Source organism: Tessaracoccus coleopterorum, from assembly GCF_011174705.1.
Taxonomy (GTDB): domain Bacteria; phylum Actinomycetota; class Actinomycetes; order Propionibacteriales; family Propionibacteriaceae; genus Arachnia; species Arachnia coleopterorum.
Window position 1 is genome coordinate 1,883,732 of the sequence record NZ_JAANIJ010000001.1, and the last position, 21,291, is coordinate 1,905,022.

A 21,291-nucleotide genomic window follows, 5' to 3' on the forward strand; every position below is an offset into this window, starting at 1 on the left:
GAGTTGTCATGGGGCAGATCGTGGGCGCTTACGCCGTCCTCGGAGGGCTGGAGGATGCCCGGCCGGTGGTCGACGCGCTTGCCGCGTCACCTTTGGTCGAGGGCCTCGAGGTGCCCTTCCGCGGCGGGGTTGTCGATGTGCCTCCGGGCGCGCCGGCGACGTGGCGCTATGTCGTCACGCTGATCCCCGAGACCATGCAGCGGGTCGGGGCCGACCCGACCTTCGGCCTGGCCACGCCCGATCCCGCAGGCCGGGCAGAAGCACTCGACTACCTCCGCCGGGTGCATGCCGCCGTCACCGGCTCAGGCCTCGATGTCATCGCCGTCGAGCTGCACAGCGCGCCGACCCGGACCGCGTCGCTCGCCCACTTCACCGAGTCTCTGACCGAGATCGCCGGCTGGGACTGGGGAGCACCCAGGTCGTCGTCGAGCACTCCGATGCCTGGTCGGACGAGCACCCTGTGGAGAAGGGGTTCCTCACCCTGGCCGAGGAGTTGAAGGCTGCCGAGGCGGCCGGTGTCGGGGTCGCGATTAACTGGGCCCGCTCCGTCATCGAGACCCGCGACGCCGCCACCGGCCTGGCCCACGTGCGCCAGGCTGCGGCCCGAGGCCTGCTGCGGGGCCTGATGTTCTCCTCGGTGTCGCCGGTCGACAACAACGTCGGTCGCGGCTGGGTCGACTCCCACCTCGCGCCGACGGGGCTCAGCATCAGCCCCGAGGGTTCCCTGCTGACCCGGAGATCATCGCCGGCTGCAGCGAGGCCGCAGGCGATGTGTGGCGGGGTTCAAGATCTCGGTGCCGGCGAGCCTGGACGCCGAGGCCCGCGGTGCAGCACTGCTGGAGATGCTGGCGCTCGTGGAGGAACGCTCGCACTGACCGTTCCTCGCCACGGCGTCGGGGCCAAGTGGAGGTGAGAGTCGGTCTGCGGCTGCTGATCCCAGGAGTGCCCAGGCCGAACCGTCAACTCCTCGCGGCGGCGCACCCGGCTCCGGCCCAGGCGACAACCCGCGCCTGGCCCCGCACCCCGCGGCGGTGCGGGGCCGCCGTGGCTGTACATCCGGCCGCTGAACCCTGCATGGAGCACACTGGGGCCCTGCCCCTGCCCAGAGCCTGGAGGAATGTGACCAGCAAGCAAGACCCCGAGGACACGCAGAGACTCCCCGCCATCGACCGCGGCCACACCTACCCGATGCCACTGTGGGTGCAGCTGATCCGCTGGTTCCGCAGCATCCTTCTGGTGTCGATCGCCACGAATGCCGCCGTGCTCGTCCTGACTGTCATCGTCGGGCTCGCGCTCACCGAGACGGACGTCTTATCCCTCCCGTGGCAACTCGTCGATGCGATCGACGAGTTCAGTCGTCTGTTTCTCGGCGTCGCCGGCCTGATCGGGCTCTTCGGGTTCGCGATCATCTTCGCCGTGGTCCACGACGTGTACTGGGCCTGCCTGCGCTGGCATCTGGGGCGCTTCACCGAAGATGTCGGTAACCGCAGGCAGGCGCCCGTCGACTGGCAGCGCGCGTCGTACGGCCCGGACGCCGATGGCACCTCGCTGCTTGTCCTCTACCCGGGCTCGTTCATCCTGAGCCTGTTCGGGTACGTGTTGGGCCGATCGTCGCCCTCACGTCGGTGATCATGATCGTGCAGGACGACGAAGTGGAGTTCTCACTCGTTGCGCTGCTGGTCGGGGTCCTGTTCGTGCTGGTTCCGCTCGGAGTGCGACGCGTGCTGAAGCGGGTCCCGGAGTCGAAGGCGAAGGCCTTCTGGGGGATGCGAAGGCGGGCCAGTTCCAGCCGCGCTCCAAGCAGGGGGACTGTTCCCCGGCGGTGGCGCGTCTGGTTGCCATGTCGGCGAAGACGGAGCGGGTGGCCGGTGTGCTCGCCACCATCGCGGCACTGTCGTTCCTCCCGACCGCGATCGCCACGTTCATCACGCAGCCCTGCCGAGGCTGCGAGCCGCGGGATCTGAGCGACCTCGGGCAGAGCCTGGTCGGCTTCCTGGCCGGAGCAGCCGGCTGGATCGCGGTACTGACGCTGGTTCCCATGCTGGTGGCCTTCGTCGTCGGCGCGGTGCTGAGGTACCGGCTGCGGCGGCAGTTGCTGACTGACGCCGCGGGTGAGGAGACGAACATGCCGCCGTGGCCGGTGCTCAACTGGGTTCTCCTGGAGGAGGCCCCCTCATCCGGTTCTTCGCCCTGAGCCACGTCGTCGGGCTGTTCCTGTTTGAGATCGGAATCACCGGGCTGCTGTTCGAGAGCTCCGCCCTGCAGATTGACGTCGGCGTCTGGTGGTTGCTGTTGCGGACAGGCGTGGGGCTGATCGTGTTCGGTGGCTGGTTCTGGTGGTTCGGCCGCGGCCGGGTGGCGGAGGAGCGGGAACTCCTGATGAACCGTTGGGGCTCTGGGAGCCGGACGAGCCACATGTGAGGTCACCGGCCGCACTCCCTCCCGACCCGTGGGAGGCCTGGGGCCCGGGTAACTGGATCTCCGGGCGGCCAGGGTGCGTCGTCATCCAATGCTCTCCACGAACTGGACGCGCCACTGGTTTCCGTAGGACTGGACATCCAGGCGCAGCTCGCCCTGCGCGGTTTGCAGGGTGGCGGGCGTGATGGCACCCATCTGCTCTCCCAGGCTGATGGTGATCTCGTCGGTGTTGCGCGGATCACCGAGGGAGGCGGCGGAGGTCTTCACGAGGGTCGTGGCGGTCGTCTCGTCATACCTGCTCGTGGCGACCGAACAGGCGAGAGCGCCGTCCTGCTCAACGATGCTCGCAGCGAAACCATCGACCGCCTCCCGGGCGGTGGACGGTCCCACGGGGTTCCGTCGCACGCGAACTGCGCCTTGGGCAGCCACCAGGCGGCAGCCACGATCGCCACGAGGGCGAGCACGGCGACGATGGTGGAGATGACGACGAGCTTCCTCGCTCGCAGCCAGGGTGGACCAGATTCCATGGTGACCCGCCTGTGAAGGTGGCTGGCGATGGGGCCGATCGTGAAGAGGGGCAGACCATCCGGTGTCGATAGCCTAGTGGGAGCTGGAATCAGCGGCCTGCCGGGGTCCTTGGATGCCGTGCGGTTGGCATCGGTGAGGAATGCCGGCGCGGATAGGGGCGAACGCGATGGTGACCGCTGCGGCCGGCGCCTCAGCAGTCGGTGCGGGCCGACGCCCAGCACCCACCTCCACATTGAGCTCCTGCACCGCGGAGTCACCGGCAACGTACGAGATGTGACTCATCCACAACCCGTTCACGAGGGCCGTCTGGCCCACCTCAAGCGAGAAGATCGGATCGTACAGAGCCTCGTCGCGACCGGTCAGGGCCCAGGCCAGGCTCTGCAGTTCGAGGTCCGTGTTGGCGGGAGGCCCAAACTCATCGGCACCGCCCCATGCCCACGCCATGCCCTCGTTCGACCCACCTGCCGTGAACCAACCACCGTCGGCCCCAGGGCCCATGCAGTTGAAGGAGTCGTCTCCGGCTGAGCAGTCAAACCCGAAGCCGAGCAGAGCCTCGTAGTTCTGTTCGCTGAACGGGTAGAACGCGGGTTGCTCCAGCCCGGCGGCCCAACCGGGGTGGTGATGATGACAGAGGTCCAGGGGCTCACGCGGACGAGGCGCCCGCCCATCTGCAACTCAGCGTCCTCGCCACTACCTTTGAACTCCCGTGCGATGCGTGAGTCGTCGAAGTCGTCCCCGGACATGGTCAATGGCCCTCCTGCCCGCCACAGATCATCGAGCAACTCGCCGTCGGTGTTCCCGACGGTGGTGAAGGACAGGTGCGTGAGCCGACCTTCACTGTCGCCTCCGATGTACATCCGGATCTGTGCCGAGTCGTCGACACACCAGATCGACGAGATCTCACGGTGCCGCTCATCAGTGCAGGTGAGCCCCTTGGCCTTGGCCAGGTCGGTCGCCGCTGACACCAGGTACTCCGCTTCCGGCCGCCCTTGTGTGGGTGTCGCCCCGGCAGCCGGACCGTTGGCCGCACTCTCGTCTCCTGCCGGAGAGGCGCTCGGTTCGGCCGTCGGCGATGCACCGGTGGTGGGCGACGGTGGCGTCGCTGTGACGCTGGTCTGGTCGGGCCCGGTAGGGCGGCCGGCTGGCCGTCCTGCATGAGCCACCACGTAGCGAGGACGCCGCCAGCGAACGCGAGCCCCATCGCGAGCGTGACCGCCACCGTCCGACTTCCCAGGATCGCGCGGAACCTGCTCCCCGCCGCCCTGCCGTTGGTTCGTCTTGGGCTGTCAGGGACGCCGATTCGTCGGCATACGGATCCCACGCTGGATCGGTTGCCCCTGGCTGTGCCAGCTCGTAGGGGTCGTACGGATCGTGCTCCAAGGCCTGCTCTCTGACTCAAACCGACTCTGAAGGGCTCGACGCACATGGTCACGCCCCGCTCCGGGGCACCTGGCCCGAAGCGACGATCATCCTAGCGACTCCGCTGAGGGCTGCTCGAGTGAGGTGGGGACCTCTCCGCAACGGGGCGAAGCGGCGGGCGCACTCCCTGATGCACCCATGTCGGTCGTCGCCGGGAAGCAGGCTGCCCTCCGGCCTTCCTGGCCCGAGGCGGCCTTCTCAGTCGGGCGCCTAGATCAGGCCGGTCTCCTGCGCGACATGGATGGCGCGGGAACGGCTGTCGACGTCGAGCTTGGTGAAGATGTGTGAGACGTGGCTCTTCACCGTCGCCTCGGTGACGAACAGGCTGCGGGCGATCTCCCTGTTCCCGGCGCCGGTCGCCATCAGGCGCAGGACGTCGACCTCCCGTGCGGTGAGGCGCGGCAGCGGGCTGCGCATCCCCTGCAACACCCGGGTGGCGATGTCGGGGACAGGAACATGTCGCCGGCCGCGGCGCGGCCGATGGCCTCCACGATCACCTCGGGCGCCACGTCCTTGAGGACGAAGCCGGCCGCTCCCGCCTCGATCGCGCCCAGGATCTCGGCATCCCGGTCGAACGTCGTCAGGATCAGGACGGCGGGTGCGGGGTGAGTGCGCGCAGCGCGGCGGTGGTCTGGATGCCGTCGATCCCGGCGCCGAGTCGCAGGTCGCAGAGCACCACATCGGGATGCAGGTGCCCGGCAAGGGTGATGGCCTCCTCACCGGTGGCCGCCTCCCCGACGATCTGCACCTCATCCGATGCCAGGACTGCGCGCAACCCGCTGCGCACCACGGGATGGTCGTCGACGAGCAACACGGTGGTGGTCATGGCGTCTCCTGCGTCGTGGCCCGGCCTGGGCCGGGGGCGATGGGCAGGTGTGCGGAGATCGCGGTGCCCTCGCCGGGGCGCTCTCGACGTCGATCCCGCCGCCGAGTTCGCGCAGCCGTGCCCGCATGAACCGTAACCCGTAGCCGGAAGCGCCCATCGTCGGCTCGGTCCCGGCCTCCCAGGCGCGGACGTCGAAGCCCCGGCCGTCGTCGATGAGGTCGAGACGGACGGTCTGCCCGTCGTCGATCAGGCTCATCACGGCCCGTGAGGCGTCGGCGTGGAGACGGACGTTCGCGATCGCCGACTGCGCCGTGCGGAGCAGGGCGACCTCCACCGCGGTGGGAAGCATCGGGAGGGTGTCGTCGACATGCAGTTCGACCTGCAGACCGGTCTCCTGGCTGGCCTTCTCGAGGACGCGCCGGAGCGCCGCCGTGAGCGCGTGGTCCTCCAGTTCGGAGGGGCCAGCGCCGCGACGATCCTGCGGACGTCGGCGAGGCTGTCACCGGCGAGCACCTCGACCTGGCTGAGGGTCCGCGCGGCCTCGGGTCCTGGCTTCGGCCCGCGCCGGCGTGGGCGAGCAGCCGGATCGATGAGAGCGCCTGGGCGATGGTGTCGTGGATGTCGCGGGAGATGCGGGTGCGCTCGGCCACCACTCCGGAGTGCCTCTGCGTCAACGCGAGCTCATCCTGCAGACCCGACATCTCCTGCTGCGCCAACCTCAGCGATGTGACGAGGCGTTCGCGTTCCTCCGCGTCGCGGAGGAGTTGGAGGTAGCCGCGGGAGATGCCGAACGCGAACACTCCGCCGATGGTGGGGCCGAACACGTTGGCGTAGCTGGTGGAGCCGTGCTGCAGGATCGGCGCGACGATCACCACCGCCAGGACGATGGCCGAGAACAGCAGCCCCCACCTCGGCGGGAGTAGGTGACCGGCGAGAAGCCAGAGCAGGAACGCGACCCAGACGAACTCGGACGACACCGCCACGGCGGCCACCCAGATCACCGCGAACCCGATCAGCCACCAGGTCACCGTCCGTGACGACCGGGCGCGTGACGGGAGGAGTGCGCCCGCGGTGTGCCAGGCGAGGATCGCCAGACCCGCCACGACCGCGGCCGCGGCCGGCGTGTCCGCGCCGATGGCACGGATCACGCCGATCGCGGTGAGGACGGCCGCGATGAGATGCTGCCCGATCTCCATCGCCCGCACGGTGGGGTCGGCCGGGGACGACCCCGACTGGTCAGGCCGCGACAGCGGGGCGTTGACGAGGTTCATGGGCCAACCCTTCCTGCCCGCCTTCGGCTTCCCGGCCACCAGATGCGGTCGCCGACCAGCGCGAAGATGGCGGGCACGATGACGGTGCGCACCACGAGCGTATCCACGATCACGCCGACGCCGACGATCAGGCCAAGTTGGCCGAGCGTGACGAGCGGCAGAACGCCGAGCGCGGCGAACACCGCGGCCAGCACGATCCCCGCGCTGGTGATGACGCTTCCCGTGTGGGAGACGGCCTCGACCATGCCGTCCTTGGTGCCGAGCACGGCAGCCTCGGCCCTGGCCCGGTGCACGAGGAAGATCGTGTAGTCGATGCCGAGGGCGACGAGGAACAGGAACGCGAGCAGCGGCACCTGCAGATCCAGGGCCTGCTGGTCGAACAGAACGCGGCTCAGCCAAGCACCCGCCCCGATGGCTGCGACGGCGCTGGCGAGGTTGACCAGGAGCAGCAGCACGGGCGCGATGACGGAGCGCAGCAGGAGGAGCAGGACGACGAAGGCGACCGCCAGCACCAGCGGTGCGACCAGCAGCAGGTCGCGCTCGTTGCCCGCGCGGGCGTCGAGGTCGGTGGCGACCGCCCCGCCCACGAGCGCGTCCGCCCCTCCACCGCGTGTGCGACGTCGCGCAGTTGCGTGATCTGGTTCAGGCTTTCCTCTGAACTCGGTGCATACTCGCTTGTCACCATGATCTTCGTGAGCGAACCGTCGTCGGTGGTTCCGATCGGGTGGGCACGGACAACGCCCTCGACGTCGCTCACCGCGGCGACCACGTCATCGGCTCCTGTGCTGTCGGCGACGATGTAGATGGGCTGCGCCTCACCGGGTGGGAAGTGATCCGACAGGACCATGAGGCCGGTGGCCGACTCCGACTGCACGCGGAACTTCTCGATCTGATCGAGGCCCACCGAGGTGCCGAACAGGCCGAGCGACATCACGCCGAGCAGTGCCGCGCCGGCTACCAGGCTGACGACCGGGCGACGGACCACCCCGGTGGCGACCCGGCGCCAGGCGTTCGCCTGCTTCGGGCCTCACCCGGGCGGGGAACGAAAGGCCAGAACACCTTGCGGCCGCACACGGCCAGGAACGGGGGAAGCACGAACAGGACGGCGACCAGCGCGATCGCCAGGCCGATCGCGGAAGAGACACCGAGGCCGTGCGTGCCGGGGATGACGGCGAGCACGAGCGTCAGGAGCGCGAGGACGACGGTGACGTTTGAGGCCACGATGGCCGGGGCCGTCATCCGCCAGGCGGTGCTCAGCGCCGCGCGGTGGTCGTCGGTGGTGAGCAGCTCCTCCCGGTAGCGGGAGATGAGCAGCAGGGCGTAGTTGGTGCCCGCGCCGAAGACGAGGACGCTGATGATGCCCGCGTCGAACTGGAGGTTCCACTGCGACCCCGCGGCGGCCGTCATCCGGCCTGCCAGCCCGTCGGCGAGGCCGACGACGGTCAGCGGGATCAGCCAGAGCACGGGGAGCGGTACGTGGCGATGAGCAGGACCGCGACGATCAGGATGGTCACGAGGAGGAGGGTGAAGTCGGCGCCCTCGAAGGACGCGGCCACGTCCGCCCGAATGCCGGGCCGCCGGTGACTTGCAGGGAGATGCCGTCCGGTGAATGCTCGGCGAGGTCGGCCCGCACCTCCTTGATGATCTGGGCCGTGTCGGAGTTGGTCTCACCGACCGTGATCGGCGTGACGAGGAGGGCGGCCTTCCCGTCCTCGCTCACCATCGGCCCGTTCGAGTCGGCCGCGGAGTGCGTGTTCAGCACGGGAAGAAGGCCGGCGAGTTCGACGAGGTCGGTCTCGCTGAGAGCGCCGCCGTCCGCGCGGGAGGCTACGACGAGCACCGACTGCCGGTCGGCATTCGGGAACTTCGCCATCAGTTCGCCGACCTGGGTCGACTCCGATCCCGCGGGGCCTGCGCGTTCTGGGACGGGGCCTTCGCGGAGCCGAACGCCCCGAAGAGGGCGACCATGATGAGGAGCGCGAGGCTGAGGGAGATCCAGGCGCCCCTGCGCGAGGTCAGCCGATCTGAGATGGGTGTGCGGAGCCGGGTATCTGCCATGTCATCACCCCATCATCTGGGGACGGGCCGGGGCATCGCGTACAGGGCTGAACTGCCTCTCATCCTTTTGGATGGATCGCCGGAGACGAGGCGAGGTCACGAACGCCGACCGAACCGCCGGTCCGCCCGATGTCGGCGATCCAGATCAGGTGGCCTGATTCAGCAGCCCAGAGGCCATCTCCGTCCTGGACCGAGCAGAGGATTCCGGTCCTGACGGAACGTCAGGCTGCCTCCGGAAGCAACCGATCCGCTTCGGTGACGGCACCCGTGTCAGCCGCTTCGGCCTTGCCACGTCGCGGCGTGAACACCGAGGAGAGCACCAGCAGGGCCCCGACCAGGGCCGTGACCAGCAGTGCGGGCGTCGCTGCGTTCCACCAGCCGGCACCCTGGAACAGCAGCGCGCGTGAGCCCTCGGCAAGGAAGCGGAGCGGGTTCCATGGGTAGACGAAGTCCTGCCAGAACGCAGGAAGGAACTCGAACGGCATGTTGGCCGTGCCCATCCCGAGTAGGAGGATCCCCACGGGGACGACCATGCCCCCATCCCCAGCCAGTTGACCGAGCCGATCACCACCGTCATCAGCGCGAAGGCGGCGATCGTGAGAAAGGCGATCGCACCTCCCGTGGAGAAGGCGAGGTCGGGGCGAACAGCGTCAGCACCCAGGTGGCCGCGGCCCCGGCAACGACGGCCGCGACGGCCGCGATTCCCAGCTGCAGCAGCGCGCGGGGCGTGCGACGGGCGACCCGGCCGCCCGCCTCCACGGTGCGACCGTCGAGGGGAACGACCCGCGAACGGTGATTTCGCCTGCGTAGGCCACGATGTAGACGAGGATCATGAACACCATCGGCAGGATGGTGGCCGTCAGCCCGATCGACTCGGGATCTCGTGGTAGGCCTCCGTGACGATCGTGAGATCCGCGCCTGCGGCGAGCGCGCCCAGTGAACCGGAGAGCTGCGCGGTCACCATGGGCAGGCGCGGCGCTATCACGGCTGCAAGGATCTGGCTTGGGTGAATGCCGGGAGAGCCGGAGCGAAGGGTCGGTTCGGCCGACCCGTGAGGGTGTCGTCGAGGGTGACTGACGAAGACGCGGATCTCTGAGGGTTCGGATCAGCTGGGCGTCGTCGAGGGTGCTCGGCGTGGTGTCGGCGGTGGCGCTGGGGTCGTTCCTGCCGATGGCGCTCGCCACGTTCATCGTGCAGCCATGCCGCGGCTGCGAACCACGGGACCTGAGCGAGCAGGGTCAGGGCGTTGTCGCCTTCCTGGCCGTGTCGGGCGGGCTGGTCTGGTGGTACCGCCGCGATCAGGTCGCTTAGGAGCGGGAGCTGCTGAGGGAGGGTGGGGCTGAGCCCGGCGGGTCCTCCCACCCCGGCAGCCCCGTCGGGAAGCCGTCGATGCTGACCAGGTTCTTCTCCTGCTGTTAGGCCAGGAGGCCGTCGTCATCCGACCGCCCGAAGCAGCGCCGTCGGGCCCGTCTCGGGTCAGGTCCGGGCCAGCAGCCCCGCGACTACATCGGTCTTGGACTGGGTGTACTCGTCCCAGTTCGCGCTCGCCTCAGCCGAGGCCAGTTTGACCTCCAGGTACCGTGCCCGCGCCCCGGGGTCGCGGCGAAGGAGGTCGCGGAAGTCGATCCGCCGCTGCCACGACCCGTACTCGACGACGTGGATCACGTAGCGGCGGTCGTCGCGGCTCGGGAATCCGAGCCAGGCGTGGTGCGGGAGGGCGCCCTCGAGGTCGAACCCCTCGTCGCGTAGCTGGTCGGCCACCGTCTGCACCTCGGCAGGTCGACGCCGATCAGTAGGTCGACGACGTCCTTGGCGGGCAGGTCGGGAACTGAGGTCGAGCCGATGTGTTCAATCTTCGCGCCGGGCAGCAGCGGCCCAAGCCTCCCGGCCATCTCCTCGAAGAGGCCCACCCACTCAAGGTGGCGGCTGGGGACGATGGTCACGCCTTCGCTGCTCACCGTCAGTAGCCTGCCAGTCCGCCGAGCCGACTGGCACCCGGCAGGCGGGGCGTCAGCACTCCGGAGAGTTGAACCGGTAGCGACGGCGCATCCTCTGGCTATCCGCTCACTGTGTGGCTCACTGCATGACACTGTGCATCAGTGATATGCAGTGATATGCAGTGAGGCAGGTGACAGCTGACCGCCAGGGGTTCGGCTCTGAAGTGACCCCGCGCGAGTTGAACAGATCTCGACTGCGCCTCACTCGGTCCCGCTTACATACACTGAGACAGCCGATCTGGTCAGTGACTGGTAATCCAGATACAGGGATGAGTGTTACCCGCCTCGTAACCCGCTCAGGAGGGGTGGGCATACCACTGAGGCGGCTGCAGCGGCTGCGCCTCCTGCTGGCAGGCGTCTCCAGTCTGGTGCGCGGAACGCTCCCTGCCTGGATCCCCAGCAGGCTCAAGGCCCGAATGTCCTTACACTCGCACTGTGCTCGGGCTTCAGGCGGGGCATCTGGTGCATGAGCGAGGACGCGCGTACGCATGCCGTGCGCGGTGCGGACGTGCGCATCGTCTCCCACCCCTGGACTTGGAGGCCGAGCCCGGGGAACTGATCGGGGAGGTTCGGCGGCTGGCCCCTGACGATGCAGGAACTGGGCTCGCGTACATTCCTCCGATGAGGAGCGTGGCGTCCGTGTCTGGCGGTGGCTGCAAGGAAGGCTAACCGTCTGCGACGGTGTGAGCGTCCTTATCGAAGCTCCGCGTGCCGCCAACCGTCAGCACAATCTCGTCGCCCTCGCGGATGACCGTGACATCCATATCGACGACATCAGTCACCCCACTGGCCTAGTGCCAGCCGGGCCGGGGAGTCAGCCTTCGCCTGGGTGCGGAAGATTCTGGGAGCTCGAACCTGGAGTTCCCGCACCTGATCAGAGTCATTTGTGGGGTCTGCCAGCGGCTTGCTCCCCAGAGGGAGTTCTTCTGCCGGTGAAGTTGCGGTCGGCTCCGGCTCGGTAGGTGCGGCTGTGGAAATGAGTGCCCTGAGCGCCTCAGCGCGAGCATGACTAAGTGCTTCCGCCTCTTGGCTCTCCGGCAGGAGCGCCCTTGCCAGGCGATCCAGGGTATCGAGGTCTCGGAATGCCTGATCGTGGCTGACCTTCCGACCCGGTGACTCGTGGGCCCAACGGTGGCGAACCGTGAGGGACTCCTTCAACCAGTTGCGGGTCTCTCTCTTGCCCAAGCCTTTGTCTGCGAGCAGGTTCCAGTTTCGGTCAACCACTTGGATGAGGGCGGCCAAGTCCAAGTCAGGTAGATCGGACCAGTGGTTATCCTTCGCGATCTGAGCTTGTTGGGGCGTGAGATTCCCCAGCACGCCCTTGGCCCACCAATCAGAACCGAGCTTGGGCAGTTCGCGCTCCATCACGGTACACAAGACGACAGCGAGCCCGTTCAGGTGTTCCCTCACGTCTCTACCCCTAGTCAAAAGCCAATTTGAGTCAAAGTATCAGGGTGTAGTCCCCGGTGGCCACTACTGTCACGGGCCCCATGAACCCCACCGGTCTGGAGCTTCCCTACCGGAGACGCGCGGGTCCAGAGTGCTACCGGGCGCCAAACCGCCGACAAGCGAAGTGGCAGGGCATGCATGACGGCTACCTCATCCAGTAACTAGGACCTCCGAACTTGGAGCGACTCATGATCCATGTCGTCGCACGATATTCCGCGCCCCGCTCGAGGTACGCATGGGGCTTTGGATCGGATGGGCACTCTTGTCGTTCATCAGCGTTCTTGTGGATCAGCCAGCCGTGCGCCACGTAGGCGGGTCTTCTGGACCTGAGGCAGGCCAACCGGCAGCGGGTGCTCAACCTCGGAAACCTCTACATCCTGAGCTACTTGGAGATCGACGACTACTCAAAAGGAGGCCCGGAGCACTCAAAGGCCTGCCACCGGTACCTGCGGCTGCTTGAGGACGAGTTCGGGGCGCCCGGCCCAAGGCGCAGTTCTGTCTGAGCTCCGACCGTCCGGTCAGCCCGGCGGGTCCTCCCGCACCGGCAGCCCCGTCGGGAAGCCGTCGATGCTGACGCGGTTCTTCTCCTGCTGATACGCCACCAGACCCTTGTCACCCTTCTTCGCCGACCACAGCGCCATCGTCTCCCGATCCGACTGGAACTCCATCAGCGGGACGCCGTATCCGCACGACGTCTGCACCAGGTCGACGTCGAGGCTGAAGATGTTGCGGGCCCCCTGCAGGGGCGGAAACAGGGCGAGGAGGTCGTCCCATCGCGGGTCGCCCTCGTGGACGACGTCTGCCGTGCCGTACAGCCGCAGGATCAGGGGCGCTTCTCGAATGAGCAGAACATGATGGTCATCCGTGGCACGTCCAACAGGTGTGCCGCCGTCTCGTTGCCGCTGCCCGTGCCGTTCAGCCACACCACCCGGTTGGGGCCGAGCACCCGCAGCGAGTCGAGCCCCTTGGGTGAGACGTTGACCCGGCCGTCGCGCGCGGCGGTGCCGACGAAGAAGACATGCTGCGCCTCGATGAACCGCCTGTACCTGTCCTCGATCCGCCCGAACTGCTGTGCCATGCACCCAGTATGGGCGCCGTGACGGTGGGCCAGCCCGGGTGACCGGAACCGGGACGCGGGTCAGGCGACGGCCTTCCTCACCTGCTCGCGGATCTTCTCGACGACCTCATCGGTCACCTCCACGACCGCGAACGACACCGGCCACATCGGGCCGTCGTCGAGGTTTGCCGACTCGTCGAACGAGACCGTCCCGTACCGGGTCTTGAACTTCGATGCCGGCTGGTAGAACACCACCACCTGCCCGTCCCGGGCGTAAGCCGGGAACCCGTAGAACGTCTTCGGCAGCAAACCCGGCGCCACTTCGGCGACGATGGCGTGCAGTTGGGTGGCCACCTGGCGGTCAACGCCGGTCAAGGCGTCGATCGCATCCACGCACGCCTCCAACTCCCGGGCCAACTTCGCGGCGCCCTTCAAGCCCTTCGTGGAGCGCAGCTCGTCGGCCCGCTGCTTCATTGCCGCGCGTTCCTCGTCGCTGAACCCGCCGTCCCTGCCTGCCATCCGAGGCTCCCTTCGTCGTCACTGTCGAACAGGAACACGCTACTGAACAGGTGCTGGTGGACTGCCGGATACTTTGAAAGAGACGACGCCGTCGACAAGGCGCGTCGGGAAGGGCCATGCGTCGTCGCTATCGGGTCTTCAGTTCGTCGAGCCGCGGACGACCAGCTGGCCGGTGATGCGCTGCACGCCGGTGTGTGGCCGACCATCGATTGCATCGAGGAGGCAGCCCGCCGCGAGTCGTCCAATCTTGTTCAGGTCGGGGTCGATCGTGGTCAGGGCCGGCCGTGCGCCGATGGCGATCGGATCCCAGTTGTCGGTGCCGATCAGAGCGATGTCGCCGGGCACGTCCTTACCGAGCTCCCGTAGGGCATCTCCCACCCCGCGGGCGATGAGATCCGAGCCGCAGTAGATGGCATCGACGTCCGGGTTGGCCCGCAGCGCCATCTGAGTGGCCTGTCGGCCCAGGCCTCGCTCCAGTTGCCGTAGTACACCTGATCGACGAGTTCGAGGCCCTCGGATTGGAGCGCGCCCTCGAGTCCCTGCGCCCGTTCGCGTGCGGCGTCGAAGCTCTCCGGACCTGAGATATGGGCGACGCGTGTTCGGCCCATCCTGACGAAGTGGTCGCCCGCAATGCGGCCGATCGCCACGTCATCCACCACTACGGAGCAGTCCCTCGGGTCGGAGGACGGCGACAGCGCGTAGACGACCGGAAACGAGGGCTCGACCGGAAGCGGAGAGCGCGAGTTCGAGCTGCGCCCGGTGACAATGAAACCGTCCACCCGACGGCGTTGCAGCGTCTCGACATGGTGCCGCTCCCGGATCGGGTCGTCGCGGCTGTCGCAGAGGAATACCGAGATCTGCCCAGCTCCGAGCGCATCCTCCACTCCCATCAGGATGGGCACGCTGAAACGCGCGAAGCTGTCGGTGGTGATAAGGCCGACGGTGTAGCTGCGCTTGGCTGGCGATGGGCACTACGGGTGCTGCCAAGCTGGAAGTTCAACTCCTGGGCGGCCGTGACGATGCGTGAACGGGTCTTGTCGCTCAGCTGACCGGTGCCGTTCAACGCTTTGGAGACGCTCCCCGGTGACACCCCGGCACGTGCTGCGACGTCCCGGATCGTCGTTCGTCCCTCCGCCATGACTATCTCTCCTAAGCCTGTGGCAAGCCCTCATCTTCGGGGCTCCTCCTAGCTTGGCAGAAAATTCTGCCCACGTACAGAAACTCCTTGCGGAAACAGAAGTTTGCTGCCTACTGTTTCCATCAAGGTTTCCGAACGAAGGAGTTCAGGCGTGACGACAACAGACCCCGGGGTCATCGAGACCGCGACCACAGAGGGTGCAGAGACGACGGGTCAATCGCTGTTGACGAGGGGTTGTGGTCCTGTTGCCCCACTTGTGACAACCGTTCTGAGGCCGCTGGCGCACGATGCTGTGAGGATCGGCGAGGGATTCCTCGGCGACCTCCAGCGCGGAAACCGGAAAACCTCGATCCCGCGTGGTCACGAGCACCTGACCGAGCAGCAGGCTTGGACCAACCTGGACAACGCGGCCGCCCGCCGCGTCGGAGAGCCCTACCACGGCCCGGTCTACGAGGACGGCGAGGTCTTCAAATGGCTCGAGGCGGTTGCCTGGCAGGAGGGACTCGAAGCCGACCAGATCATGGCGGACTGGCTCGACCGGTACAGCGACCTGGCTGCCCGTGCCCAGGCAGATGACGGGTACTTCAGCACTTTCAACCAGGCCGCCGGAAAGCGCGGTCGCTATGAGTGGATCTCCTATGACCACGAGATCTTCAACATGGCAACGCTTATCCAGGCCGCCGTTGCGCAGTACAGGGCAAGCGGCCGGACAGTGCTCCTCGAGGTCGCATGTCGCGCGGCCGACCACATGGCCGAGACCTTCGGGTTCGGCCAGCGCGAGGAGCTGTGCGGTCATCCGCTCATCGAGATGGCGCTGGTGGAGCTGTACCGCGTGACTCAGAACCCCCGTTACCTCGAGCTGGCCTCCTACTTCGTCGAGCACCGCGGACACGGAACCCTCACCGACCCGACCTGGCAGGGCTGGAAGTCCGTCTACTTCTCCGACCGCATCCCCGTGCGTGAGACCGTCTACCCGGAAGGCCACGCCGTCCGCGCGGTGTACTTCGCCGCGGGGCCACTGACGTCGCAATCGAGACCGGTGACCGGGAGCTCTTCGACACGCTCCGCACCCAGTGGGACAACATGGTTGCGGCCAAAATGTATGTCAACGGGTCGCTCGGAGCGCGCTGGGAGGGGAGGCGTTCGGCGACCCGTACGAGCTGCCCAACGACCGCGGCTATGGCGAGACCTGTGCGGCCGTCGCGTCGATCCAGTGGAGCTGGCGGCTGTTGCTGGCCACCGGTGAGGCCAAGTATGCCGACCTGATCGAGCGCCAGTTCTACAACGCAGTCCTCTCCGGCGTCTCGCTCGACGGTGACAGGTACTTCTACGTGAACTCCTCCAGGTGCACCGCGACGCGCTCGTCTACGACAGCCGGATGCCTGCCAACGGCCGCCAGCCCTGGTTCGGCACCTCCTGCTGCCCCACCAACCTGATGCGCACGATCGCAACGGTGCATGACCTGGTGGCCACTTCGACCGCCGACGGTGTCCAGATTCACCAGTTTGCCGCGGCCGAGGTGTCCGGTGGCAAAGCCAGCTTCGTGATGCGGACCGCGTACCCATGGGACCTCACCGTCGACGTCGAGATCACCTCGGCGCCAGGACGGGATTGGGAGCTCTCGCTGCGCATCCCCGCCTGGGCAGAGGGGCCACCCTCACCGTCAACGGTGAAGCCGTCGACGCCCCGGTCGGTGACTACGCCAGGATCCGCCGGTCCTGGAAAAAGGGTGACCAGGTGCGGCTCTCGCTCCCGGACGCGCCGCGGGCCGTGCTCGGGCAGCATCAGGTCGACTCGTCCCGAGGCGCGGTCGTCATCGAACGCGGACCGCTCGTCTACGCCGTCGAGCAGATCGACCAGCCGGCCGGGCTCGACATCGAGGACCTGCAACTGGCCGACACTGAGCTTCAGGTCGATCACAGGGACATCCTCGGCGGCGTGCCCACCATCGTGTGCAACGCCCGCAGCGGTCCCGACGGCGCCACGGTGCCCGCCGTCGCCATCCCGTACTTCATGTGGGCCAACCGCGAAGTCGGACCGATGCGCGTCTGGCTGCCCACCGCCTGACAGGAAGGAGGAACATCGCAATGACCAACCCATCCGCACCCGCGGTGCCTCGCGCGGAGCATCCGCGGCCCCAGTTCGTCCGCGACAAGTGGCTGAACCTGAACGCCATCTGGCAGTTTGAGATGGATCCGGCCGACACAGGCCTGGAGCGTGGCCTGCTCGAGCGAGAGCTCACCGACGAGATACTCGTGCCGTTCGCTCCGGAGAGCACCCTCTCCGGCGTCGGGCACGTCGACGCCATGAACGCCGTCTGGTACCGCCGCGAGATCAGCGTCCCGGAGGACTGGCAGGGCGACCGCGTCCTGCTGCATTTCGGTGCCGTAGACCACGACGCAACGGTGTGGGTCGACGGCGTTGAGGTGACCCGCCACCGAGGAGGGTTCACCGGCTTCTCCGCCGACATCACCGAACTCGCCCCTCCGGGTCACGCAGCCACGGTCGTGGTCAGGGCCCGGGACCCCTACCAGGGCCCGCAGGCCCGCGGCAAGCAGTCCCGCCGCTTCGGCAACTACGAGTGCTTCTATACCCGGACGACCGGAATCTGGCAGACCGTCTGGCTGGAGGCCGTTCCGGTCGACGCCGTCGAGCAGATCCACATCGTGCCGCACTTGGCTGAACCAGCATTCGACGTCACCGCGACGCTACGCCGCACCCGTCCGGGGCTGACCCTCCGCGTCACGGTCTCCGACGCCGACGGTGAGGTCGTTAGCCGGCAGGTGCCCGCCGACTCGGCCCAGCAGCCTTCGCTCCGGCTTCCCATTCCTGAGGAAAGGGTGCGTCCCTGGTTCCCCGGCGAGCCGCATCTCTACGACCTCTCGATCGAACTGGTTGACGGCGACCGTACCGTCGATACCGTCGCCTCCTATGCGGGGCTCCGCACGGTCACCGTCGTCGGTGATGCCGTCCTGATCAACGGGCGCAGGGTCTTCCAGCGCCTCGTCCTTGACCAGGGGTACTGGCCCGACTCGCTGATGACCGCTCCGAGCGACCAGGCGCTGATCGACGACATCGAACTGTCGATGCAGGCTGGTTTCAACGGGGCCCGCCTCCACCAGAAGGTATTCGAGGAGCGGTTCCACTACCACGCCGATCGCCTCGGCTACCTCGTCTGGGGGAGTTCGGCGACTGGGCGCCTCTGATCCGACGCGACGCCTCGAGGATCACCAACAGCCGAGCGCCTCCTTCATCACCCAGTGGGTGGAGGCGGTCGTCCGCGACCGCAACCACCCGGCGCTCGTCGGATGGTGTCCCCTGAACGAGACCTACCAGCCGATCACCGATCAGATCACGCAGCTCGACGACGTGACGCACGGCATGTACCTGGCAACCCGTGCGGCCGACCCGACGCGCCCGGTCCTTGACACGTCCGGCTACTCGCACCGTGTCGACGGCGCAGACATCTACGACTCGCACAACTATGAGCAGGATCCAGCCAGGTTCGCCGAGCAGGTGGGTGGCCTGGCCGAGGGACGCCCCTGGATCAACGACTTCGAGGGCCGTGCGATGTCCGTCCCATGGCGCGGGCAGCCGTACTTCGTCTCCGAGTACGGCGGCATCTGGTGGAACGCCGCCATCGCCGAGGAGGCGCAGGATCCTGACCGCGTCGGCTCCTGGGGGTACGGCGAGCGGGTCCGCTCGGTCGACGAGTGGTTCACCCGGTTCGCCGGGCTGACCGATGCCCTCCTCGACGACCCCGGGATGTTCGGCTACTGCTACACGCAGCTGACGGACACCTTCCAGGAAGAGAACGGACTCTTCGACTTCGGTCGTCAGCCGAAGTTCGACCTTGCCCGGCTGCACGCCATCCAGACCCGTGAAGCCGCGGTCGAATCGATCGACCTGGCCAACCAGTCCCGAAGGAGGACGCATGACCATCACAACCGTTGCCCCACACTTCCGCGGCGAAGGCGTGATCGAGTTCGCCGAGAAGGCCTACCGCAGCCCCGGTGAGGGCGAGCTCCTGATCCGGATCGGTGCAAACGCCATCTGCGGCACCGACCGCAAGGAGTACTTCGGAGGGGTGGGATCATCCCGGCCATGAGGCGGCCGGCCGGGTGGAGCAGGCCGGTACGGGCACCAGCCTCGCGCCCGGCACCCGCGGGGCCATCTACCTGATGGATTTCTGCGGGGAGTGCCGCTCGTGCGGCGTCGGTTCGACCAACCAGTGCAGCGCAAAGCGCCAGGACGTGGGCCAGAGCTCCGACGGCGGCTTCGGTCCCTACGCGATCGTCCACGAGAACCACTTCTTCCCGATCCCCGACGACGTCTCCTACGTCGAGGCCACGATGCTGCTGGACGTCATGGGCACCAGCACGCATGCTCTGCGACGCGCCGAGCTCGTCCGCAAGGATGCGCGCACCGTGTACATCATCGGCGCCGGCCCGATCGGCCTCGGGCTCCTGGCCATGACGAAGATCTGGTGGGTGAGGACATCGAGGTGCATGTCTCAGACGTGAGCCCGTGGCGGCGCGAGTTCGCCGAGAGCTTCGGCGCCATCAGCCACGACCCCGCCGACAGCGAGTCGATCATCGAAGTGCAGCCAGACCTCGCGTTCGACTCCTCCGGCAGGCAGTCCGCTCGGGAGCTGGCGATGCGGGCGCTCAGCCAGCGAGGAGCCCTGATCTGCGTCGGCCACGGCGAGGGCCTCACGCTCGACGTCTCCCGAGACCTCATCGCCCCCGAACGGGCTGTACTCGGGAGCGAGTACTTCCGGTTCGACGAGATGCCAGACAACCTCGACGCACTCAGAAGGAACCGCGAACTGCTCAGCCGCATCGTCACCCACACCTACGACGTCACCGAGATCCGGGAGGCCTTCACAGCATTCTTCTCCGGCGCCACGGGCAAGGTCGTCGTCACCCAGGACATCGCATGAACCCCGCTCCGCTCCGCGTCGTCGTGGTAGGTGCCGGCACCTGGGGCAGGCAGCATGCCCGCATCTTCTCTCGGCGTGCCGATACCGAGTTGGTGGGCATCGTGGGCCGCACGCCGGATAGGACCGCAGCTCGCGCAGCCGAGTTCGGGGTCCGGGCCTACACCGACCTCGACGTGATGCTGCGGGAGGCCGCCCCCGACCTGGTCACCGTCTGCCTACCGAACGAGGGCCATTACGAGGCGACAAGACATCTCATCCAGGCGGGCGTGCCCCTCCTTGTCGAGAAGCCGCTCGTCTTCGATCTCGCCGAGGCCGACGACCTGATCACCCTCGCCGAGGAGAAGGACCTGTTCTTCGCCATCAACTTCAACCACCGCTGGGCCGAGCCGGTCCGCCGCGCCAAGGCGGCCATCGAGGCTGGTGAGCTGGGCGATATCGTCTTCGCCACCTGGCGGTTCGGGGGCGAGGCCAACCACGGCACTTCTCCGCACGCCAACCTCATTGAGACCCAGTGTCACGGGTTCGACATGCTCGAGCACCTTGTCGGGCCTGTCGAGTCGGTGATGGCCGAGATGACGGACATGACCTACGGCGACATGTCGAGCGTGGCACTGGCCCTCAGGTTCGAGTCGCGGGCCGTCGGCACCATGCTCGGCTCGTACGACTCCTCCTACGCCTACCCGGACTCGCAGCTCGTGGAGATCAACGGGACCGCAGGCAGGCTGGCCATCCACGACACCGTCGCGTCCCTCGAGATCAGCACGGCAGGCAATGAGGAGCGCCGGGTGTGGCAGGCCGGCTACTTCAACGACGAGGCCCGCGGGTTCCACCAGACGTTCGACCGCCACGTCGACCTGGTCCTCGACGCCCTCAGGGGCGGGGACAGCCACCGGTTCACGCCCGGGCGGGCCGCCGGGCCCTGCAGTTGGCCCATGCCGCCATCCGATCCTTCGAACAAGGCCGCCGCGTCCGTGTGGACGAGGTGCGTCCCTGACCCATCAGGGTCGATCCCACTCAGTCGTTTCAACCATCATCACTCAACGAGGAGAACCAAGATGACCAGCAGCACCCGACTCAGCCGACGCGACATCTTCCGCCTCAGCGGGGCCGCCGCGGGAACCGCCGCGTTCGGCGGCATGCTCACCGCGTGTGGCTCCAGTACCCCGGTGGGCACGTCCTCCGCCAGCTCTTCCGCGGGCGCAGCAGTGCCGCCCGGCGATCTGTCGTACATGTTCTGGGGCTCGGTGGCCGAGCAGAAGGCCACCGAGACGATGCTGAAGAACTTCGAGAAGGAGAAGGCCGGGCGCAAGATCAAGTCGCTCTACACTCCGTCCGACTACCCCACGAAGTTGAACGCCCTCGTCGCCAGCAACAAGATGCCCGACATGGTCGCGGTGGAGCCCGCCATGGGCTACCGCCTCAGCGGACAGGGCAAGGCTGTCAACATCGCCGACTACTTCGACAAGTATCCTGCGCTGGCCGACCGACTGCCCGGCTCCTACTACTACTGGGAGGAGGGCAAGTGCTTTGGCACCCAGAGTGCAAACGAGACCATGATCCTCTTCACGAACAAGAAGGCATTCAAGGAGGCGGGGATCGACGAGGCCCCATCAGTGCCGACGCAGCCTGGAAGTGGGATGACTACGTCGCGACCGCGTACAAACTGACG

29 protein-coding genes and 7 pseudogenes are annotated in these 21,291 nt (G+C 67.4%); 16 read left to right on the top strand and 20 right to left on the bottom strand.

The features are described 5' to 3' along the window. Nucleotides 1-8: 8 nt before the first annotated feature. The 4 genes and pseudogenes from G7085_RS25830 to G7085_RS12125 all read left to right on the top strand — a co-directional run bounded on the left by G7085_RS25830 (nt 9) and on the right by G7085_RS12125 (nt 2,421). A pseudogene (locus G7085_RS25830) lies at nt 9-913 on the top strand (DUF4862 family protein). Nucleotides 914-1,119: 206 nt separating this feature from the next. Beyond that, nucleotides 1,120-1,629, top strand: a complete 510-nt coding sequence (locus G7085_RS12115) for a hypothetical protein (RefSeq protein WP_197511145.1) — start codon at nt 1,120-1,122, stop codon at nt 1,627-1,629. A 193-nt stretch (nt 1,630-1,822) separates the two neighbouring features. Further along, on the top strand, nt 1,823-2,194 hold the full coding sequence (locus G7085_RS12120) for a hypothetical protein (RefSeq protein ID WP_231979454.1): 372 nt from the start codon (nt 1,823-1,825) through the stop codon (nt 2,192-2,194). Then, a complete protein-coding gene (locus G7085_RS12125) occupies nt 2,134-2,421 on the top strand; it encodes a hypothetical protein (protein ID WP_197511147.1) in 288 nt (95 codons plus the stop codon). Before G7085_RS12120 ends, G7085_RS12125 begins: the two co-directional genes overlap by 61 nt. Nucleotides 2,422-2,502: 81 nt before the next feature. Here the strand turns inward: G7085_RS12125 and G7085_RS25835 are convergent, their stop codons facing one another. The 12 genes and pseudogenes from G7085_RS25835 to G7085_RS30325 all read right to left on the bottom strand — a co-directional run bounded on the left by G7085_RS25835 (nt 2,503) and on the right by G7085_RS30325 (nt 9,505). Beyond that, nucleotides 2,503-2,685 carry a hypothetical protein gene (locus tag G7085_RS25835; protein ID WP_231979455.1) on the bottom strand — a complete coding sequence of 61 codons (183 nt, stop codon included), beginning with the start codon at nt 2,683-2,685 and terminating at the stop codon, nt 2,503-2,505. Between the two features lie 620 nt (nt 2,686-3,305). Then, nucleotides 3,306-3,911 (bottom strand): hypothetical protein, encoded by a 606-nt coding sequence (locus G7085_RS12135; RefSeq protein WP_197511149.1) that lies wholly within the window; start codon nt 3,909-3,911, stop codon nt 3,306-3,308. A gap of 664 nt (nt 3,912-4,575) precedes the next feature. Next, nucleotides 4,576-5,191: pseudogene (locus tag G7085_RS34900) on the bottom strand (response regulator). After that, nucleotides 5,115-5,540 carry a sensor histidine kinase gene (locus tag G7085_RS32625; protein ID WP_331715984.1) on the bottom strand — a complete coding sequence of 142 codons (426 nt, stop codon included), beginning with the start codon at nt 5,538-5,540 and terminating at the stop codon, nt 5,115-5,117. Before G7085_RS32625 ends, G7085_RS34900 begins: the two are co-directional and overlap by 77 nt. A gap of 205 nt (nt 5,541-5,745) precedes the next feature. Continuing rightward, nucleotides 5,746-6,462, bottom strand: a pseudogene (locus tag G7085_RS32630) (histidine kinase dimerization/phosphoacceptor domain-containing protein); the annotation flags it as partial. Further along, on the bottom strand, nt 6,459-7,049 hold the full coding sequence (locus G7085_RS12150) for an MMPL family transporter (RefSeq protein ID WP_197512861.1): 591 nt from the start codon (nt 7,047-7,049) through the stop codon (nt 6,459-6,461). The gene G7085_RS12150 and the pseudogene G7085_RS32630, both read right to left, overlap by 4 nt. Before the next feature lie 367 nt (nt 7,050-7,416). Next, nucleotides 7,417-7,926, bottom strand: a complete 510-nt coding sequence (locus G7085_RS12155) for an MMPL family transporter (RefSeq protein ID WP_197511150.1) — start codon at nt 7,924-7,926, stop codon at nt 7,417-7,419. A 46-nt stretch (nt 7,927-7,972) separates the two neighbouring features. Further along, the gene (locus G7085_RS12160) at nt 7,973-8,335 is read right to left on the bottom strand and encodes a hypothetical protein (RefSeq protein WP_197511151.1); all 363 of its coding nucleotides are present in this window, start codon (nt 8,333-8,335) and stop codon (nt 7,973-7,975) included. Beyond that, nucleotides 8,335-8,520, bottom strand: a complete 186-nt coding sequence (locus G7085_RS12165; RefSeq protein WP_197511152.1) for a hypothetical protein — start codon at nt 8,518-8,520, stop codon at nt 8,335-8,337. The genes G7085_RS12160 and G7085_RS12165 overlap by 1 nt, the downstream gene beginning before the upstream one ends. Before the next feature lie 221 nt (nt 8,521-8,741). After that, nucleotides 8,742-9,041, bottom strand: a complete 300-nt coding sequence (locus G7085_RS12170) for a hypothetical protein (protein ID WP_197511153.1) — start codon at nt 9,039-9,041, stop codon at nt 8,742-8,744. A gap of 55 nt (nt 9,042-9,096) precedes the next feature. Then, on the bottom strand, nt 9,097-9,279 hold the full coding sequence (locus G7085_RS12175) for a hypothetical protein (protein WP_197511154.1): 183 nt from the start codon (nt 9,277-9,279) through the stop codon (nt 9,097-9,099). Nucleotides 9,280-9,379: 100 nt separating this feature from the next. Continuing rightward, nucleotides 9,380-9,505 (bottom strand): hypothetical protein, encoded by a 126-nt coding sequence (locus G7085_RS30325; RefSeq protein ID WP_269451848.1) that lies wholly within the window; start codon nt 9,503-9,505, stop codon nt 9,380-9,382. Between the two features lie 140 nt (nt 9,506-9,645). Here G7085_RS30325 and G7085_RS12180 point away from each other — a divergent pair, with 140 nt between their 5' ends. Beyond that, nucleotides 9,646-9,831 carry a hypothetical protein gene (locus G7085_RS12180; protein WP_197511155.1) on the top strand — a complete coding sequence of 62 codons (186 nt, stop codon included), beginning with the start codon at nt 9,646-9,648 and terminating at the stop codon, nt 9,829-9,831. Nucleotides 9,832-9,996: 165 nt separating this feature from the next. Here the strand turns inward: G7085_RS12180 and G7085_RS12185 are convergent. Then, a pseudogene (locus G7085_RS12185) lies at nt 9,997-10,412 on the bottom strand (GrpB family protein). An 879-nt stretch (nt 10,413-11,291) separates the two neighbouring features. Continuing rightward, nucleotides 11,292-11,927 carry a Swt1 family HEPN domain-containing protein gene (locus G7085_RS12195; RefSeq protein WP_331715640.1) on the bottom strand — a complete coding sequence of 212 codons (636 nt, stop codon included), beginning with the start codon at nt 11,925-11,927 and terminating at the stop codon, nt 11,292-11,294. Nucleotides 11,928-12,316: 389 nt separating this feature from the next. On the opposite strand from G7085_RS12195, the gene G7085_RS12200 reads away from it, so the two are divergent. Continuing rightward, on the top strand, nt 12,317-12,469 hold the full coding sequence (locus tag G7085_RS12200; RefSeq protein ID WP_197511159.1) for a hypothetical protein: 153 nt from the start codon (nt 12,317-12,319) through the stop codon (nt 12,467-12,469). Between the two features lie 15 nt (nt 12,470-12,484). Here G7085_RS12200 and G7085_RS12205 read toward each other — a convergent pair whose 3' ends face one another. From G7085_RS12205 to G7085_RS25855, 6 genes are all read right to left on the bottom strand, one after another. Next, entirely contained in the window at nt 12,485-12,889 is a 405-nt protein-coding gene (locus G7085_RS12205; protein ID WP_197511160.1) for a hypothetical protein, read from the bottom strand. Next, nucleotides 12,790-13,044, bottom strand: coding sequence for a pyridoxamine 5'-phosphate oxidase family protein (locus G7085_RS12210; RefSeq protein ID WP_197511161.1), 255 nt, complete (start codon nt 13,042-13,044; stop codon nt 12,790-12,792). The genes G7085_RS12205 and G7085_RS12210 overlap by 100 nt, the downstream gene beginning before the upstream one ends. A gap of 60 nt (nt 13,045-13,104) precedes the next feature. Further along, nucleotides 13,105-13,542 carry a hypothetical protein gene (locus G7085_RS12215; RefSeq protein ID WP_197511162.1) on the bottom strand — a complete coding sequence of 146 codons (438 nt, stop codon included), beginning with the start codon at nt 13,540-13,542 and terminating at the stop codon, nt 13,105-13,107. Between the two features lie 138 nt (nt 13,543-13,680). After that, complete coding sequence (locus G7085_RS30330) at nt 13,681-13,980, bottom strand: substrate-binding domain-containing protein (protein WP_269452134.1); 300 nt, start codon at nt 13,978-13,980, stop codon at nt 13,681-13,683. Then, nucleotides 13,866-14,444: a type 1 periplasmic-binding domain-containing protein gene (locus G7085_RS12220; RefSeq protein ID WP_331715641.1), complete on the bottom strand. Its 579-nt coding sequence runs from the start codon at nt 14,442-14,444 to the stop codon at nt 13,866-13,868. The genes G7085_RS30330 and G7085_RS12220 overlap by 115 nt, the downstream gene beginning before the upstream one ends. Next, a complete protein-coding gene (locus G7085_RS25855; protein ID WP_231979459.1) occupies nt 14,432-14,680 on the bottom strand; it encodes a LacI family DNA-binding transcriptional regulator in 249 nt (82 codons plus the stop codon). Before G7085_RS25855 ends, G7085_RS12220 begins: the two co-directional genes overlap by 13 nt. A gap of 292 nt (nt 14,681-14,972) precedes the next feature. Between G7085_RS25855 and G7085_RS12225 the strand changes: the two are divergent. The 10 genes and pseudogenes from G7085_RS12225 to G7085_RS25875 all read left to right on the top strand — a co-directional run. Further along, nucleotides 14,973-15,656: pseudogene (locus tag G7085_RS12225) on the top strand (beta-L-arabinofuranosidase domain-containing protein); the annotation flags it as partial. A 53-nt stretch (nt 15,657-15,709) separates the two neighbouring features. Next, nucleotides 15,710-16,116, top strand: a pseudogene (locus G7085_RS30335) (beta-L-arabinofuranosidase domain-containing protein). Nucleotides 16,117-16,226: 110 nt separating this feature from the next. Then, nucleotides 16,227-16,375, top strand: a pseudogene (locus G7085_RS34905) (hypothetical protein); the annotation flags it as partial. A gap of 75 nt (nt 16,376-16,450) precedes the next feature. After that, complete coding sequence (locus tag G7085_RS25860) at nt 16,451-16,747, top strand: hypothetical protein (RefSeq protein ID WP_408647209.1); 297 nt, start codon at nt 16,451-16,453, stop codon at nt 16,745-16,747. Nucleotides 16,748-16,767: 20 nt separating this feature from the next. Continuing rightward, nucleotides 16,768-17,886: a glycoside hydrolase family 2 protein gene (locus G7085_RS25865; RefSeq protein WP_231979461.1), complete on the top strand. Its 1,119-nt coding sequence runs from the start codon at nt 16,768-16,770 to the stop codon at nt 17,884-17,886. Between the two features lie 58 nt (nt 17,887-17,944). Continuing rightward, nucleotides 17,945-18,697: a glycoside hydrolase family 2 TIM barrel-domain containing protein gene (locus G7085_RS25870; protein WP_331715642.1), complete on the top strand. Its 753-nt coding sequence runs from the start codon at nt 17,945-17,947 to the stop codon at nt 18,695-18,697. Then, nucleotides 18,657-18,788, top strand: a complete 132-nt coding sequence (locus G7085_RS30340) for a hypothetical protein (protein WP_269451849.1) — start codon at nt 18,657-18,659, stop codon at nt 18,786-18,788. Before G7085_RS25870 ends, G7085_RS30340 begins: the two co-directional genes overlap by 41 nt. 13 nt (nt 18,789-18,801) lie before the next feature. Then, the gene (locus G7085_RS12245; protein ID WP_197511166.1) at nt 18,802-19,203 is read left to right on the top strand and encodes an alcohol dehydrogenase catalytic domain-containing protein; all 402 of its coding nucleotides are present in this window, start codon (nt 18,802-18,804) and stop codon (nt 19,201-19,203) included. After that, a complete protein-coding gene (locus G7085_RS12250; protein WP_197511167.1) occupies nt 19,167-19,622 on the top strand; it encodes a zinc-binding dehydrogenase in 456 nt (151 codons plus the stop codon). Before G7085_RS12245 ends, G7085_RS12250 begins: the two co-directional genes overlap by 37 nt. Further along, nucleotides 19,619-21,289, top strand: coding sequence for an extracellular solute-binding protein (locus tag G7085_RS25875; RefSeq protein WP_231979462.1), 1,671 nt, complete (start codon nt 19,619-19,621; stop codon nt 21,287-21,289). Before G7085_RS12250 ends, G7085_RS25875 begins: the two co-directional genes overlap by 4 nt. Nucleotides 21,290-21,291 lie beyond the last annotated feature (2 nt).